This is a genomic window from Cupriavidus sp. KB_39 (assembly GCF_052114485.1).
Classification (GTDB): domain Bacteria; phylum Pseudomonadota; class Gammaproteobacteria; order Burkholderiales; family Burkholderiaceae; genus Cupriavidus.
Map to the genome: position 1 here is coordinate 24,281 of NZ_JBFREV010000027.1, position 15,545 is coordinate 39,825.

At 67.8% G+C, this 15,545-nt stretch carries 14 protein-coding genes; 4 read left to right on the top strand and 10 right to left on the bottom strand.

Annotated features, from left to right (window positions below; all coding sequences use genetic code 11):
* Window positions 1-41: 41 nt before the first annotated feature.
* Entirely contained in the window at window positions 42-3,551 is a 3,510-nt protein-coding gene (dnaE, locus tag AB4Z27_RS19675) for a DNA polymerase III subunit alpha (protein WP_092301956.1), read from the top strand.
* Window positions 3,544-4,794, top strand: coding sequence for a glycosyltransferase (locus AB4Z27_RS19680; RefSeq protein ID WP_441645052.1), 1,251 nt, complete (start codon window positions 3,544-3,546; stop codon window positions 4,792-4,794). Before dnaE ends, AB4Z27_RS19680 begins: the two co-directional genes overlap by 8 nt.
* On the opposite strand, the gene AB4Z27_RS19685 is transcribed toward AB4Z27_RS19680, so the two are convergent.
* On the bottom strand, window positions 4,724-5,509 hold the full coding sequence (locus AB4Z27_RS19685; protein WP_441645053.1) for a glycosyltransferase family 2 protein: 786 nt from the start codon (window positions 5,507-5,509) through the stop codon (window positions 4,724-4,726). The genes AB4Z27_RS19680 and AB4Z27_RS19685 overlap by 71 nt on opposite strands.
* A gap of 96 nt (window positions 5,510-5,605) precedes the next feature.
* Here AB4Z27_RS19685 and msbA point away from each other — a divergent pair, with 96 nt between their 5' ends.
* Window positions 5,606-7,372: a lipid A export permease/ATP-binding protein MsbA gene (gene msbA / locus AB4Z27_RS19690; RefSeq protein WP_092301962.1), complete on the top strand. Its 1,767-nt coding sequence runs from the start codon at window positions 5,606-5,608 to the stop codon at window positions 7,370-7,372.
* Between the two features lie 37 nt (window positions 7,373-7,409).
* Here msbA and AB4Z27_RS19695 read toward each other — a convergent pair whose 3' ends face one another.
* The 9 genes from AB4Z27_RS19695 to phnG all read right to left on the bottom strand — a co-directional run bounded on the left by AB4Z27_RS19695 (window position 7,410) and on the right by phnG (window position 14,562).
* On the bottom strand, window positions 7,410-7,922 hold the full coding sequence (locus AB4Z27_RS19695; protein ID WP_092301965.1) for a hypothetical protein: 513 nt from the start codon (window positions 7,920-7,922) through the stop codon (window positions 7,410-7,412).
* A 174-nt stretch (window positions 7,923-8,096) separates the two neighbouring features.
* On the bottom strand, window positions 8,097-8,669 hold the full coding sequence (locus tag AB4Z27_RS19700) for an MOSC domain-containing protein (protein WP_441645054.1): 573 nt from the start codon (window positions 8,667-8,669) through the stop codon (window positions 8,097-8,099).
* Window positions 8,669-9,877 carry an alpha-D-ribose 1-methylphosphonate 5-triphosphate diphosphatase gene (locus tag AB4Z27_RS19705; RefSeq protein WP_092301971.1) on the bottom strand — a complete coding sequence of 403 codons (1,209 nt, stop codon included), beginning with the start codon at window positions 9,875-9,877 and terminating at the stop codon, window positions 8,669-8,671. Before AB4Z27_RS19705 ends, AB4Z27_RS19700 begins: the two co-directional genes overlap by 1 nt.
* Window positions 9,878-9,892: 15 nt before the next feature.
* Window positions 9,893-10,630 carry a phosphonate C-P lyase system protein PhnL gene (gene phnL, locus AB4Z27_RS19710; protein ID WP_441593613.1) on the bottom strand — a complete coding sequence of 246 codons (738 nt, stop codon included), beginning with the start codon at window positions 10,628-10,630 and terminating at the stop codon, window positions 9,893-9,895.
* A gap of 5 nt (window positions 10,631-10,635) precedes the next feature.
* Window positions 10,636-11,412 carry a phosphonate C-P lyase system protein PhnK gene (gene phnK / locus AB4Z27_RS19715; RefSeq protein ID WP_092301977.1) on the bottom strand — a complete coding sequence of 259 codons (777 nt, stop codon included), beginning with the start codon at window positions 11,410-11,412 and terminating at the stop codon, window positions 10,636-10,638.
* Window positions 11,409-12,305 (bottom strand): alpha-D-ribose 1-methylphosphonate 5-phosphate C-P-lyase PhnJ, encoded by an 897-nt coding sequence (locus tag AB4Z27_RS19720; protein ID WP_441645055.1) that lies wholly within the window; start codon window positions 12,303-12,305, stop codon window positions 11,409-11,411. The genes phnK and AB4Z27_RS19720 overlap by 4 nt, the downstream gene beginning before the upstream one ends.
* Window positions 12,302-13,447 (bottom strand): carbon-phosphorus lyase complex subunit PhnI, encoded by a 1,146-nt coding sequence (locus tag AB4Z27_RS19725; RefSeq protein WP_441645056.1) that lies wholly within the window; start codon window positions 13,445-13,447, stop codon window positions 12,302-12,304. Before AB4Z27_RS19725 ends, AB4Z27_RS19720 begins: the two co-directional genes overlap by 4 nt.
* Before the next feature lies 1 nt (window position 13,448).
* Entirely contained in the window at window positions 13,449-14,084 is a 636-nt protein-coding gene (gene phnH / locus AB4Z27_RS19730) for a phosphonate C-P lyase system protein PhnH (RefSeq protein ID WP_092301983.1), read from the bottom strand.
* A gap of 1 nt (window position 14,085) precedes the next feature.
* Window positions 14,086-14,562 carry a phosphonate C-P lyase system protein PhnG gene (gene phnG, locus AB4Z27_RS19735; RefSeq protein ID WP_092301986.1) on the bottom strand — a complete coding sequence of 159 codons (477 nt, stop codon included), beginning with the start codon at window positions 14,560-14,562 and terminating at the stop codon, window positions 14,086-14,088.
* Between the two features lie 192 nt (window positions 14,563-14,754).
* Between phnG and phnF the strand changes: the two genes are divergently transcribed.
* The gene (gene phnF / locus AB4Z27_RS19740) at window positions 14,755-15,489 is read left to right on the top strand and encodes a phosphonate metabolism transcriptional regulator PhnF (RefSeq protein ID WP_092301989.1); all 735 of its coding nucleotides are present in this window, start codon (window positions 14,755-14,757) and stop codon (window positions 15,487-15,489) included.
* The last annotated feature ends 56 nt before the right edge of the window (window positions 15,490-15,545 follow it).

Genomic DNA, 15,545 nt, shown 5'->3' on the forward strand with positions numbered 1-15,545 from the left:
CTCAAGTTTTCAGGCGGGGGGAGCCGGTACAATGGCGCCCTATGTCTGCACCCCGCTTCGTACACCTCCGCCTGCATTCCGAATACTCCGTCGTGGACGGCATTGTCCGCCTGGAGGATGCCGTCAAGGCCGCCGCCAAGGATGGCATGGGCGCGCTCGCCCTGACCGACCTCGCCAACGCCTTCGGCCTGATCCGCTTCTACAAGGAAGCGCGCGGAGACGGCGTGAAGCCGGTAGTGGGCGCAGACGTCTGGCTGACCAACGCCGATGACCGCGACAAGCCCGCGCGCATGCTGCTGCTGGTGCAGGACCGCCGTGGCTACCTGAACCTGTGCATGCTGCTGTCGCGCGCGTGGCTGGGCAACCAGCACAAGGGGCGCGCCGAGATCGAGCCGGGCTGGTTCGACGAACCGGGCGAGGAAGGCCTGCCGCTGGCCACCGGCATGATCGCGCTGTCCGGCGCCATGGGCGGCGATATCGGCCAGGCGCTGGCCAATGGCAACGAGGACGGCGCCCGCCGGGCCGCCGAGCACTGGGCGCGCGTGTTCCCGCAGCGGTTCTATATCGAACTGCAACGGGCCGGGCACCCCGGCACCGATGCCTACGTCCAGCAGGCCGTGCAACTGGCCGCCGCAATGCAGCTGCCGGTGGTGGCCACGCACCCGGTGCAGTTCATGACGCCGGACGACTTCACCGCGCATGAGGCCCGCGTCTGCATCGCCGAGGGCGAACTGCTGGCCAATCCGCGCCGCACGCGCAAGTTCACGACCGACCAGTATTTCAAGACGCAGGACGAGATGTGCGCGTTGTTCGCGGACATTCCTTCCGCGTTGCAGAATGCCGTCGAGATCGCGCGGCGCTGCAACCTGACGCTGGAACTGGGGAAGCCGCGCCTGCCGCTGTTCCCCACGCCGGACGGCATGTCGCTCGACGACTACCTGATCCACATGGCGCGCGAGGGCCTCGAGAAGCGTCTGGCCGTGCTGTTCCCGGACGAAGCCACGCGCGAGGCGCAGCGGCCCGAGTACTACGCGCGGCTGGAGTTCGAGACCGGYACCATCATCAAGATGGGCTTCCCGGGCTACTTCCTGATCGTGGCGGACTTCATCAACTGGGCCAAGAACAACGGCGTGCCGGTGGGGCCGGGCCGGGGCTCGGGCGCTGGCTCGCTGGTGGCATACGCGCTGGGCATTACCGACCTGGACCCGCTCAAGTACGCGCTGCTGTTCGAGCGTTTCCTGAATCCCGAACGGGTCTCGATGCCCGACTTCGACATCGACTTCTGCCAGCACGGCCGTGACCGCGTGATCACGTACGTGAAGGAGAAGTACGGCAAGGACGCCGTGTCGCAGATCGCCACGTTCGGCACCATGGCCGCCAAGGCGGCTGTGCGCGACGTGGGCCGCGTGCTGGACCTCGGCTATGGCTTTGTCGACGGCGTGGCCAAGCTGATTCCGTTCAAGCCGGGCAAGCTCGTCACGATCGAGGAAGCCAAGAAGGAAGAGCCGGTCCTGGCCGAGCGCGAGAACAACGAGGAAGAGGTGCGCCAGTTGCTGGAGCTGGCGCAGCGYGTGGAAGGCATGACCCGGAACGTGGGCATGCACGCCGGCGGCGTGCTGATCGCGCCGGGCCGGCTCACCGATTTCTGCCCACTCTACACCCAGGGTGGCCAGAACGACGGCATGAGCGGCGTGGTGAGCCAGTACGACAAGGACGACGTGGAAGCCGCCGGCCTGGTCAAGTTCGACTTCTTGGGCCTGACCACGCTGACCATCCTCGACTGGGCCGAGCGCTACATCCGCCGGCTGGATCCGAGCAAGGCCGACTGGAACTGCAGCCAGATCCCGCTGGCCGATGGCCCCGCGTTCGACATCCTGAAGACCGCCAACACGGTGGCGGTGTTCCAGCTGGAAAGCCGGGGCATGCAGGGCATGCTGAAGGACGCCAAGCCTGACCGCTTCGAGGACATCATCGCCCTCGTGGCCCTGTATCGCCCGGGTCCGATGGACCTGATCCCGAGCTTCTGCGCCCGTAAGCACGGCCGCGAGAAGGTCGAGTACCCCGATCCGCGCGTGGAACCGGTGCTCAAGGAGACCTACGGCATCATGGTCTACCAGGAGCAGGTGATGCAGATGGCGCAGATCATCGGCGGCTACTCGCTCGGTGGCGCCGACTTGCTGCGCCGCGCCATGGGCAAGAAGAAGGCCGAGGAGATGGCCAAGCACCGCGAGCTGTTCCGCGAGGGTGCTGACAAGAACGGGCTGTCGTCACAGCAGGCCGACGACATCTTCGACCTGATGGAGAAGTTCGCGGGCTACGGCTTCAACAAGTCGCACGCGGCCGCCTACGCGCTGCTGGCGTACTACACGGCGTGGCTCAAGGCGCACCATCCGGCCGAATTCATGGCGGCCAATATGTCGCTGGCCATGGACGATACGGACAAGGTCAAGATCCTCTACGAGGATTGCCGACTGAACGGCATCGCCGTGCTGCCGCCCGATGTCAACGCCAGCGAATACCGCTTCGCCCCGACCGATGCCAAGACCATCCGCTATGGTCTGGGCGGCATCAAGGGCTCGGGGCAGGGCGCCATCGAGGACATCTTGCGCGCCCGCGAGGAAAAGCCGTTCGCGGACCTGTTCGATTTCTGTGAGCGCGTGGACCGCCGGCAGGTCAATCGCCGCACGATCGAGGCGCTGATCCGCGCCGGCGCGTTCGACAGCCTTAATGACAACCGTGCCCAGTTGCTGGCCTCGGTGTCCATCGCCATGGAGGCGGCCGAGCAGAAGGCGGAGTCGGCCAACCAGGTGTCGCTGTTCGACCTGATGGGCGACGCCGGCGATGCCCACCGCCCGGAGCTGCTCGACGAGCCGCGCTGGACGGCCAAGCGCACGCTGCAGGAGGAAAAGCAGGCGCTCGGCTACTATTTCTCCGGCCATCTGTTCGATGCGTGGCGCGACGAGGTACGCCGCTTCGTCAAGGGCACGCTGGCCGGGCTCGAAAAGGAAGTACAGGGCAACGGCGGCGGCTATGGCCGCGACGTGCGGGGCAAGATCGTGGCGGGTGTCATCACCGGCATCCGCACGCAGATGACCCAGCGCGGCAAGATGCTGATCGTGCTGCTCGACGACGGCACGGGCCAGATCGAGATGACCGTGTTCAACGAACTGTTCGACGCGAACCGGCACATGTTCCGCGAGGATGAACTGCTGATCGCGCAGGGCAATGCCCGTCACGATACCTTCACCGGCGGCGTGCGGTTCACGGCCGAGTCGGTGATGGACCTCGTGGCCGCGCGCGCCAAGTATGCCGACGCGGTCTGCCTGGGCTTCAACGGCAACGCCTCCACCGAGCGGCTGCGCGAACTGCTGACGCCGTACCTCGCCAACACGGCGCGTACGCCGGGCGTGCCGGTGCGTATCCGCTACGTCAACAAGACCGCGCAGTGCGAGGCCACGTTGGGCGACCAATGGCAGGTCACCCCGTCGGACGACGCCCTGACCACCTTCCGCAATGCGCTGGGCGACAGCGTCCGGATGATCTATGGCTGAGGCGGCGGTGCGATCGATGACGCAGGGCGGCAAGCGGCGCATCCTGTTCCACGTCACCCATCTGCTGCATGGGGGTATCGAGACCGCGCTGGTCTCGCTGCTGAACTCGCTGGACCGCGGCCAGTTCGAGATCGGGCTGACGATCACCTATCCGTCGGACGAGCTGGCCTCGCATTTTCTTGAGAGATTGCCGAAGGACGTGAAGGTCCACGTTCTGGCGCCCGAGGCCTGGCTGTCGCACTGCCGGCAGCTCAAGAAGAAGCGCAAGCTCGGGCCGCTCGGCAAGATCTACGAGGAACTGCTACTGCCACCGGTGCGCAAGCCGCTGATGAATCGGCGCTTCCGCAAGATTCTGCAGGGCTATGACCTGGTGGTGGACTACGACATGTCCGTGTCACGGCTGACGGGCAAGCTGCCCGTGCCGATGATGGGCTACCAGCATTTCAGCGTGGCSCACCTTGCRCGCGGGCATGSCCGCAAGCTCCGCAAGCTGCGGCGCCAGTGCCGCGAGCACTACGACGCCGTGGTCGTGCTCAACGACATCATGCTGCGCGATGCGCAGGCGCTGATTCCCGAGGCTGCGGACCGCTTCGTGCGGCTCTACAACCCGATCGATCTGGACAGTATCCGCGAGAAGGCCCAGGCGCCGGTCGATGCGCCGGCCGGGCCCTTCGTGGTGTCGGTGGGGCGGCTTGAGGAAAGCCAGAAGGACTTCACCACGCTGCTGCACGCCTACGCGCGGCTGGTGGCGGATGGCATCGAGGACCGGCTGGTCATCGTCGGCGATGGCGCCTCCCGCCCGCAGCTTGAGGCGCTGGCCGGGTCGCTCGGCATTGCCGACCGCGTCACGTTCCAGGGTTTCCAGTCGAATCCGTACGCCTGGATCCGGCGCGCGCGCCTGATGGCGTTCAGTTCGAAGATGGAAGGGCTGCCGAACGTCCTGCTGGAGGCGCTGGCGGTGGGTCAGGTCGTGGTCAGTACCGACTGCCCGACCGGGCCGCGCGAGATTCTCGACGAGGGCCGGGCGGGACTGCTGGTGCCCGTCGGCGATGCGCCGGCGCTGGCGGATGCAATCGGGCGCGGCCTGCGAGATGCCTCGCTGCGTGCCGCGCTGCTGGCACACGCGGCGGTCCATATCGAGCAGATGGGCTTCGGGCCCACCGCGCGGGAGTTCAGCGTGGTGGCAAATCGGTTGATGGCGGGGGTGTCTCCGTTGCCTGCCGGTGCAGCAGCCACAGCTTGACGTACTTGTAGTAACTGGCCTGCCCGTTCATCAGCGCCACGCCGAGCCCCTGCGGGCCGTCGAGGAAGCCGCRCCGGAACAGGTAGGTCCGCAGGAAGGCCCAGCTGCCATGCAGCAGGGCGCTGGCCGGCGAGGCGGTCTTGCCGCGTGCGAAGGCCTGTTTGGCGCCGAGCGTTGAATATTGATCGATCTTGCGCAGCACCTGCGAGAAGTCGTCGTAGGTGTAGTGCAGCAGCGGTGAGCGCAGGTGCGCCACCGGGGCATCGGTGACCACGTTCTCGTGGACGAGGTCATCGGTGAAGCGGGCCTTGCCCAGCCGGAACAGGCGGGTGAGGCGGTCCGGATACCAGCCGCCGTGGCGGATAAACCGGCCGCAGAACCGCGAGAGCCGGGGCATGTCGTAGGCATCGGCCTGGCCGGAGCTGATGGCAGCCAGGATCTCGTCGCGCAGCGCGGGCGTGACACGCTCGTCGGCGTCGATGGACAGGACCCACTCACTCTGGGCCTTGGAGAGGGCAAGGTTTTTCTGGGGGCCGAAACCGGGCCACGTGGCGGTCTCGTAGACCTCTGCACCCATGGCGCGGGCGGCCTCCACGGTGCCGTCCGTGCTGCCCGAATCCACTATAATCGCGCGGTCGCACCAGGAGACGCTTTCGAGGCACTCCCGGATATTGTGTGCCTCGTTTTTCGTAATCAGTACGACAGAGATTTTCATAGAGATGCTTGCAAGGTTCCCCTTTTGGAACGCCATTCTAGCGGTAGTCGCAGTCTTGGCAGGCACAACCCCCCGTGCGAGCGGGGCGGAGTCATCGTGAACGAAAACAATAAACAAACGCCCCAGGAAGCCGACACCCTCAAGCGGGTCTGGGCTTACCTGAAGCCCGAGATGCGCGTGTTCGCGCTGGCCATCCTCGCCATGGCGCTGGTGGCCGCCAGCGAGGGGATTATCCCCAAGGTTGTCAACGACCTGCTCGACAAGGGGTTTGGCGGCGACTACGCCGGCAAGCTCTGGCATGTGCCCGCGCTGCTGACCGGCGTGGCGCTGGTCCGTGGCGTGGCGCAGTTCGCGTCCGGCTACCTGCTGGCCCAGATCTCGAACCGCGTGCTGTTCAAGATGCGCATGCAGATGTTCGGCCGGATGCTGCAGGCGCCCGCGYTGTTCTTCCACCGCAACACCGCCGCGTCGCTGATCAATGCCGTGATCTTCGAGGTCAACCAGGTGATGCAGATCCTGACCGGGGTGTTGATCACGCTGGTGCGTGACTCGCTGACCGTGCTGGCGCTGCTGATCTACCTGTTCTATACCAACTGGCGGCTCACGCTGGTGGTGGCGGTGCTGCTGCCCGTGATCGGCTTCGTCATGTCGAAGGTGAACCGGCGCCTGCGCCGGCTGAACCGTGACCACCAGACGCTGACCAACGAGGCCGCGTACGTGGTCGAGGAAGCCGCCGGCGGCTACAAGGTGGTCAAGCTGCATGGCGGGGAGACCTACGAGCAGTCGCGCTTCGAGGCCATGGCCGAGCGCCTGCGCGGCTATTCGATGCGCATGGCCGTGGCGGGCGGGCTGAACCAGCCGGTGACGGCGTTCCTGGCGTCGCTGGCGCTGTCCGTGATCCTGACCATCGCGATGATCCAGGCCCAGGGCAACCAGACTACGGTCGGCGGCTTCACCGGCTTCGTCATGGCGATGCTGCTGCTGATTTCGCCGCTCAAGCACCTGACCGACCTGAACCAGCCGCTGCAACGCGGSCTGACCGCCGCCGAGATGATCTTCCGGCTCATCGACGAGCCGATCGAGCCGCAGACCGAAGGCCTGCGGCTGGAACGTGCCAAGGGCGATCTGGTGTTCGAGGACGTCGGTTTCCGCTATGGCGACGCCGGCCGGCCGGCGCTCCAGCATGTCAATTTCCGGGTGGCCCCGGGCGAGGTGGTGGCGCTGGTCGGTCCGTCCGGCAGCGGCAAGACCACGCTGGTCAACCTCGTACCCCGCTTCTTCGATCCGACCGACGGCCGGATCCTGCTCGATGGCCAGCCCATCGCCCAGTTCGCGCTGACCGACCTGCGCCGCCAGATTGCGTTCGTGAGCCAGGATGTCGTGCTGTTCAACGACACCGTGGCGGCCAATGTGGCCTACGGCGTGCATCCGCGAGAAGCGATCGATATGGCACGCGTGGAGCGTGCACTTGCAGCGGCCTACCTGACCGATACGGTCAAGGGGCTGCCGGAGGGGCTGGAAACCAATATTGGCGACAACGGCATGAAGCTGTCCGGCGGCCAGCGCCAGCGGCTGGCCATTGCGCGCGCGATCTACAAGGACGCGCCGATCCTGATCCTGGACGAGGCGACTTCCGCGCTCGATTCGGAATCGGAGCGGCAGGTGCAGGCGGCGCTGGAGTCGCTGATGGTGGGGCGGACCACGCTCGTGATCGCCCACCGGCTGTCCACGATCGAGAACGCYGACCGCATCGTCGTGCTGGAGCAGGGCCGCGTGGCCGAGCATGGCAGCCATGCCGAACTSCTCGCCGCCAACGGGCTCTACGCGGGCCTGCACCGCATCCAGTTCGCCACCCAGCAGTAACTTCCTCCGATCACCCGAGGGGCGGCGCCGGTCAGATTTACCGGATCTCCGCGCAAGCGCCGCTTTTCGGGTCGAACAGCACCGGCCACGCCTGCTCGTAGATACCCGGCGTGCAGTGCTTCTCGCAGCGGGCATGGGCCAGCGTCACCCGGCGCGGGTCCTGCCACACCATCAGCTTGCAGCCGCTGCCGTCAATTGCATGCAGTTCTATGTGTGGCGTCTGCTGTACCTGCTTGAAATCCTCCAGATCGAACGTGCACGAACCCTTCCGGGACACCCAGAGCTTCCATTTCAGCGTCTGCACGGCATTGCCCGTGACCTTGACCAACGCGTCTTCGCGGAAGCCATCCTCCTCGGTGCGCTTGCAACTGCCAGACAGGTTGATCACGCGCGCCGCGATGGGCGTGGCGCGGCTTTCAGGCGGCGGTGGGTAGGGCTTGGGGGCGGTGGGGCCCTGCATGGGCGCCGAGCGGTCGGCCAGCATCGGCGGCGTGCACGCCGCGCACAAAAAAACAGCCAGCATGGCTGGCAGTGTGGGTTTGAACGGCATGCTGGCTCCTCGGTGCGATCCGGCCGTCATGCATGGCGGCCCGCCTCCCTTATATATATAGAGGACGGCCGCCGGAACGCGAGCGGGAGGGGATCGGGACAAGTCCTGAGGAGCGCGCCGGCTCCGGCAATCTATAGTGAGAGAATGCCCGGCACGTGCCGGGTCTCGTACTTGTCAGACTCGCTCCAGCCGCCTGTGCGGCAGCGGCGGCAGGGTGGTCTCGATACCCTGACCGGGCCGCACCACGCCGCCCGCCACCACCACGCCCATCACGCCAGCCTTGCGCACGATCTCGCCGTGCGCGTCCTTATACACCACCTGACTCAGCAGCCCTTCACGGAATTGCTCGATCTGCGCACACGGGTTGCGCAGCCCGGTGATCTCGATCTGCGCATCGCCAATCCGCAGGCGAGTGCCGACCGGCAGCCCGAGCAGGTCGATGCCGGCCGTGGTGATGTTCTCGCCAAGTTCCCCATAACCGATGTCGAACCCGGCCGCCGCCAGCGCCGCGTGTAGCTCGGCGTGGATCAGGTGGACCTGACGCAGGTTCGGCTGGGTCGGGTCCACGGCCACGCGCGAGCGATGCTTGACCGTGGTGCCGGCATGGGCGTCGCCTTCCACGCCGATGCCGGGCAGCAGCCGGATGGACGTCTCGCGCGGCTTGCTGAAGCCGTGCACGGGGCTGCGGCTGACCCCCACCACCTGCGCCAGTCCGGCGGCTAACCCGGCGGGAAGTCCGGTCCCCATCAGGCGACCTCGCGCATGGCTTCGCGCGGCACGGCATGCTGCACCGCGCCAGCCGGGTAGCCGGCCGAGAACACCAGCCGGCCCGCCGACCACGTGTGCGTGACCATCGGCTGCCCGGCCACGGTAGCCACGGCGATCAGGTCCGCGCGCAGGCCCGGCACCAGGCGGCCCCGGTCGTCGAGCAGGCAGGCGTCGGCGGGGTTGGCGGTGACCAGCGCCAGCGCCTCGTTGAGCGGCAGATCGGCCTGCCGCGCCGCGGCGTAGGCCGAGGCGATCAGCGTGGACGGCTGGTAGTCCGAGCAGAGGATGTTGCCCACCCCGGCTTGGATGGCGTCGATGGCGCGCATCGACCCGCTCTGGCTCTTGCCGCGCAGCACGTTGGGGGCGCCGAGGATGGTCGGCAGCGCATGCGTGTTCGCCGCGCGGGCGGTTTCCAGGTTGATCGGGAACTCGCTCATCCGCACGCCGAGTGCCTGCATCGCGGCAATGCGCTGGGGGCTGTCGTCGTCGTGGCTGGCCGTGGGAATGCCCAGCTCGTGCGCCCGGGCCACCAGCCGGTTCACGCGCTCGTGCGCGCCGTCCAGTTCGGCCGTCTTCTTGGCGGCGGCGTCGGCGGCTTCCTCGCGGCTCATGCCGTGGTTGCCCATCATGTACGAGAGATAGGCGTCCAGCGTCTTGAACTGGCCCTGGCCCGGGGAGTGATCCATCACGGAGAGCAGGTCCACCACGCCTTCGGCCATCAGCATTTCGAGCACGGGCACGGCGGCGGCGTCGGTCACCTCGTAGCGGCAGTGGATGCGGTTGTCGACCAGGCTACTCGCACGGTACGCGGCCACGGTGCGCACCAGCGTGGCGGCCGTCTCGTTGTTGCGCACGCCGAACTGGTTGCTGGCGAACGAGAGCGCGTGGTACGGCGTGGTGATGCCGGCGGCGGCGTTGCGGCGGTCCACCTGCGCAACGGCGAAGTCCAGCGGGAACAGCACATTGGCGCGCGGCTCGGCTTCCTTCTCGATGGCGTCGCAGTGCACATCGATCAGGCCCGGCATGACCGCGTGGCCGCGCAGGTCGATCACGGTGGCGTGGGCCGGCACGGCAGCCGGCGCGGGTTCGATGGCGGCGATGCGGCCATCCTCGATCAGCAGGGCGCTGTCTTGCAGCACGCGGTCCGGCAGGACCAGCGTGGCGTGGGTCAGGTAGGTGGTGGTCATGGGGGCGGTCGTCCGTCAGGCGATGGCGGTAGCGGGTTGCAGCGGCAGCAGGCGCGTGGCCACGGCGTCGCGCACGGCTTCGTCGTGGAAGATGCCGATCAGCGCGCGGCCTTCGGCCTGGGCTTCGCGGATCAGGTCGATCACCACGGCGCGGTTGTCGGCGTCGAGCGAAGCGGTGGGCTCGTCCAGCAGCAGGATCGGATGGCCGCCGATCAGCCCGCGTGCGATGTTCACGCGCTGCTGCTCGCCGCCCGAGAAGGTGGCCGGCGGCAGGTCCCAGAGGCGGCGCGGCAGGTTCAGCCGTTCGAGGAGCACGGCGGCGCGGGCGCGGGCTGCCTCGTGCGAGGTGCCACGCTGTTCGAGCGGCTCCGCCACTACGTCGAGCGCCGAGACGCGCGGAATGGCGCGCAGGAACTGGCTGACGTAGCCAATCACATGGCGGCGCAGGTGCAGGATGCGTTGCTCCGGGGCCTGCGTCAGCTCGACCCACGGCGCGCCTTCGGCGCTGGTATCACGCAGGCGGATGGTGCCTTCGGTGGCCAGATAGTTGCCGTAGAGGCAGCGCAGCAGCGTGCTCTTGCCGGTACCGGAGCGGCCGGACAGCACGAGGCATTCGCCGCGCGCGGCGTCGAAGTCGATCGCGCGCAGCACGGGCAGGCGGATGCCGCCCTGGTTGTGCAGCGTGAACATCTTCCCAAGGCCGCGCACCTCGATCAGTCGCTCGGCAGGGGTGTGGAGGTTGTCGGTGGACATCGTCGTCAGCCTTGCAGGATGGAGGAGACCAGCAGCTGGGTGTAGGGGTGCTGGGGGTCGTCGAGGATCTGRTCGGTCAGGCCCTGTTCGACCACGCGGCCGCCCTGCATGACCAGCGTGCGGTGGGCCAGCAGGCGGGCGACGGCCAGGTCGTGGGTGACCAGCACGGCGGCGAGGCCGAGATCGGTCACCAGGCGGCGCAGCAGGTCGAGCAGGCGGGCCTGTACGGAGACGTCGAGCGAGGCGGTCGGCTCGTCCATGAAGACCAGGCGCGGATGGGTGACGAGGTTCCGCGCGATCTGCAGGCGCTGCTGCATGCCGCCCGAGAACGTGCCGGGCACGTCGTCCAGCCGGGCCAGATCGATTTCCATCTTCTCGAGCCAGGCGCCGGCCACTTCGCGCAGGTTGCCGTAGTGGCGCTCGCCCACGGCCATCAGGCGCTCGGCGATGTTGGCACCGGCGCTGACCTGCATGCGCAGGCCGTCGCGGGCGTGCTGGCGCACGAAGCCCCAGTCGGTGCGCGCCAGCAGCCGCATACGGGCGCTGGAGAGCGTGGCGAGGTCGGTCAGGCCCGATTCGCGCATGTCATAGCTGACGCTGCCGCGCTGCGGCGGCGCCTGCATCGACAGGGCCTGCAGCAGCGTGCTCTTGCCCGAGCCGGATTCGCCGACCACGCAGAGCACYTCGCCCGGATAGAGGTCGAAGCTGACGTCGTGGCAGCCGTGCAGGCCGTCCCAGGTGCGYGTGAGGTGGCGGACGGAAAGAAGCGGCGTGGCGGTCATTKGCACACTCCCGCGGCTTCCACGGCCTGCGCGGCCTGGCGGTCGGCGCAGTACTCGGTGTCGGAGCAGACGAACATGCGGGTGCCGGCGTCGTCGGTAATGATTTCGTCGAGGTAGCTGTCCGTGGCGCCGCACTGGGCGCAGCAGCTCGACCACTTCTCCACCGTGAACGGGTGATCCTTGAAATCGAGGCTCCGGACMGAGGTGTACGGTGGCACGGCGTAGACGCGCTTCTCGCGGCCAGCGCCGAACAGCATCAGCGCGGGGCTGCGGTCGAGCTTGGGGTTGTCGAACTTCGGAATGGGCGACGGACGCATCATGTACCGCTGGTTGACGATCACGGGATAGTCGTAGGTCGTGGCGATATGCCCGTGGTGGGCAATATCCTCGTAAAGCTTCACGTGCATGGCGCCGTACTCGGACAGCGCGTGCATGGTGCGCGTCTCGGTCTCGCTCGGCTCCAGCCAGCGCAGCGGCTCGGGAATGGGCACCTGGTAGACCATGGTCTGGCCTGCGCGCAGTGCCGTTTCCGGAATGCGGTGACGGGTCTGGATGATCGACGCCTCGGCGGTGCGCTCCGTCGTCTGCACGCCGGTCACGCGGCCGAAGAAGCGGCGGATGTTGATGGCGTTCGTCGTGTCGTCGGAACCCTGGTCGATCACCTTCAGCACGTCCTGCTTGCCGATGATGGCGGCCGTCACCTGGATGCCGCCGGTGCCCCAGCCATAGGGCAGCGGCATTTCGCGGCTGCCGAACGGCACCTGGTAGCCCGGAATCGCCACGGCCTTGAGCAGCGCGCGGCGCAGCATGCGCTTGGTGGATTCGTCGAGGTAGCCGAAGTTGTAATGATCGTCGCGGGCGACGGTGGCCGGATGGGCGATGGTCTGTGTCATGCCAGCGTTTCCTCTTGGATAGCGGCTTGCGCGGCGGCATGCGGCGCGGCCGGGGCGGCGGCGTTGGGCGCAGCGGCTTCCTGCTCGGCACGCAGGCGGCGCAGCAGTTCCAGGTTGGCCTGGAAGTCGACGTAGTGGGGCAGCTTCAAATGCTGGACGAAGCCCGAGGCCTCCACGTTGTCGCTGTGATAGAGCATGAATTCGATGTCGTTGGCCGGGGCGTCGGCAGCTTCGCCCAGCTCCGCCGCGCGCATCGCGCGGTCCGCCAGCGCCATCGACATGGCCTTGCGCTCGTTGTAGCCGAACACCAGCCCGTAGCCGCGCGTGAAGCGGGGCGCCTCGTCGGCGTTGCCGCTGAACTGGCTGACCATCTGGCACTCGGTCAGCTCGACCTCGCCGATCGTCACGGCGAAGCCCAGTTCCTCGACGAACAGTTCCACCTCGGCCGTGCCGTAGCGGATCTCGGCCGCGAACGGGTGCGAGTTGCCGTAGCCGCGCTGGGTCGAGTAACCCATCGACAGCAGGAAGCCCTCGTCACCGCGCGCCAGGTTCTGCAGGCGGGCGGCGCGGTCGGCCGGGAAGGTCAGCGGCTCGCGCGTCAGGTCCGGCGGGGCGGGGTCGCCGGGCGGGATGGCGTCGGCTTCGACCAGTKCATCGGCTTCCAGCAGGCCCGTCACGCGCGGCATGCCGGCGGCCAGCGGCTGGGCGGACGGCGGCAGCGGTTCCGGGTCGCGGCCGGCTTCGAGCGAGAAGTCGAGCAGGCGCTGGGTGTAGTCGTAGGTCGGGCCGAGTACCTGGCCGCCCGGCACGTCCTTGAACGTCGACGAAATGCGGCGTTGCAGGCGCATGGTGCCGGTATCGAGCGGCTGGGTGTAGCCGAAGCGCGCCAGCGTGGTGCGATAGGCGCGCAGCAGGAAGATCGCCTCGATCTGGTCGCCGGCGGCCTGCTTGAGGGCGAGGGCGGCGAGGTGCGGGTCGTAGAGCGAGCCTTCGGCCATCACGCGGGCCACGGCCAGCGGCATCTGCTCGCGGATCTGGGTGAGTGTGAGTTCGGGCACCGACGTATCGCCACGGCGATAGCTGTCGAGCATCTGGTACGAGTTCAGGATGGCGCGTTCGCCTCCCTTCACGGCTACGTACATGTYAGTTCTCCCCGTGCGTCAGGTGCGTGGTGCGCGTCAGTGCGCAGAATTGGTCGCCGCTGGCCAGCAGCAGGTCGACGCCGAGCGGGAAGCCGGCGTTGTTCGCGGCCCAGCTGGCCTGGAAGTCGGCAGGCAGGCCGGTGACGGTCAGCGCCTGCGTGGTCTCGATGCCGGGGCCGCGCAGCGTGAGCGTGTCGCCTTCGGTCAGCGAGGCCACTTCGACGATCAGCGTGGCCGAGCGGTCCGGGTAGGCCGGCTGGCCCTGGGCGCAGTCGGCGAGGGCGGGCATCGCATGGCCGGCCGGCACGCAGACGAAGGTGGCGGCGTCCAGTTGATCGACCAGCGGGCAGCCGCAGTGGAAGCGCAGGAAGGCGCGCGCCGGGGCGGAGACGTCAGCGGGCAGCCAGACCGGCGTGTCGGGGTCGGCCAGCGTCAGCAGCAGCGCGGCCAGCGCGGGCGAGAGGCCCTCGGGCACGCCGCTGGTGGCCGGCAGCGACGCGAGCCGGCCCGGATGGGCGAAGGCTTCCAGCGTGGCGCGGAACACCTGCTGGGCGTCATCGACCGGATTGTCGAAGCCGGGCAGCAGCGAGGCGGCCGGCGTGCCGAAGTTCGGCAGATTCGATTGCGTGGTGGGCATGTCAGTCCTCTCCGCGTGCCATCGTGAAGAATTCGACGCGCGTCTGCGCGGCGGTGGCGGCCTGCTGCGCTGCGCGGTCGGCAAAGGCCTGCGCCAGCGGGGCCAGGACGAGGTCCGTCACGCGCTGGTGCCAGGCCGGCAACTGGAGCAGGGCGTCCAGCACGGCGGCCTGCTCGGCGTGGCGGGTGCCACGGCCCTGTACATAGGCGACGCCGGCGGTCCCACCGGTTTCGCCATCCTCGATCACCACGGCGCAGCGCGTGACGGTCATCTCGCCCAGATTGAACTGGGCGCCCGTGCCGCCAGCGCGGCCTCGCACCATGGCCATGCCCGACTCCGGCTTGCGCAGCAGGCGGTAGGCCGGCAGTGCCGCCGCCTCGCCGAGCCGCGCGTAGGCCGCTTCCAGCGCGTCAGACCGCGCCAGAGCCAGGGTTCGCAGCCATGCGGCGCGTGCCGCATTGGTTTCGCTTTGCATCATCACCCCTATACGTCTATACGTTTAGATGTAAAATACCACAACACGGCGATACTAGACCACAGCCACATGAAGCTTTCATGACGCGCTGGCCGACCCGGAGCGGATTGATCGGGCACGCCACGCGGGCGCTCCGTGTGAGGCACAATCGCACGGTATTGAATGACGATGAAAGCATGATGAAAGAGGGAAGCGATGTCTGAACGGGAAGTCGAACGTGGCTCCGGCGTGGCCGTGTGGCGCCAGATTGGCGAGGCGCTGGCGGACGACATCCGCAACAAGCTCTATGGCCCYGGCGAGCAGTTGCCGCCCGAACCGGAGCTGGCCACGCGCTTTGCCGTGAACCGCCACACCATCCGGCGCGCCATGGGTGAGCTGGAGCTGAGCGGTCTGGTGCGCATCGAGCAGGGGCGCGGCACCTTCGTGCAGGAGCACGCCATCGACTACGCCATTGGGCGCCGCACGCGGTTCTCGCAGAACCTGGCCGCGCAGGGCATGCGCGGGCATATGGAGATCCTGGGCAGCCAGGTGATCCGCGCGCCGGAGGTGGCCAAGCACCTCGGTCTGGCGCGCAATGCCGACGTGCTGCACGTGCAGATGGTGGGCAAGGCCGAGGAGCGGACCATCGACGTGGCCGAGCACTACTTCGACCCCAAGCGCTTCCCGGGCATGGAGGAGCAGGTGCGCGCCAAGCTGTCGATCTCGCGCGCGCTGGCGCACTTCGGCATTGCCGACTACACGCGCAAGTGGTCGCGCATCACCGCCGCCATGCCGAGCGCSCCSGTGGCGCGGCTGCTGAACCAGCCCAAGACGCGGCCGGTGCTCCAGGTGGAAGCGCTCAACGTGGACATCGACGGCGCACCGCTGCAATACAGCATGACCCGCTTTGCYGGAGACTGGGTGCARCTCACCGTCTCCGACAGCGACTGAATCCGGGTGCGCCGCGAGTGCGGCGCTTGCATCGCATTGGTCTAGACATCCGGTGT

What these genes read in the sequence shown, in the direction of transcription:
- AB4Z27_RS19695 (WP_092301965.1), bottom strand. Translation starts at nt 7,922, where the DNA reads ATGCCGTTCAAACCCACACTGCCAGCCATGCTGGCTGTTTTTTTGTGC.
- AB4Z27_RS19700 (WP_441645054.1), bottom strand. Translation starts at nt 8,669, where the DNA reads ATGGGGACCGGACTTCCCGCCGGGTTAGCCGCCGGACTGGCGCAGGTG.
- AB4Z27_RS19705 (WP_092301971.1), bottom strand. Translation starts at nt 9,877, where the DNA reads ATGACCACCACCTACCTGACCCACGCCACGCTGGTCCTGCCGGACCGC.
- phnL (WP_441593613.1), bottom strand. Translation starts at nt 10,630, where the DNA reads ATGTCCACCGACAACCTCCACACCCCTGCCGAGCGACTGATCGAGGTG.
- phnG (WP_092301986.1), bottom strand. Translation starts at nt 14,562, where the DNA reads ATGATGCAAAGCGAAACCAATGCGGCACGCGCCGCATGGCTGCGAACC.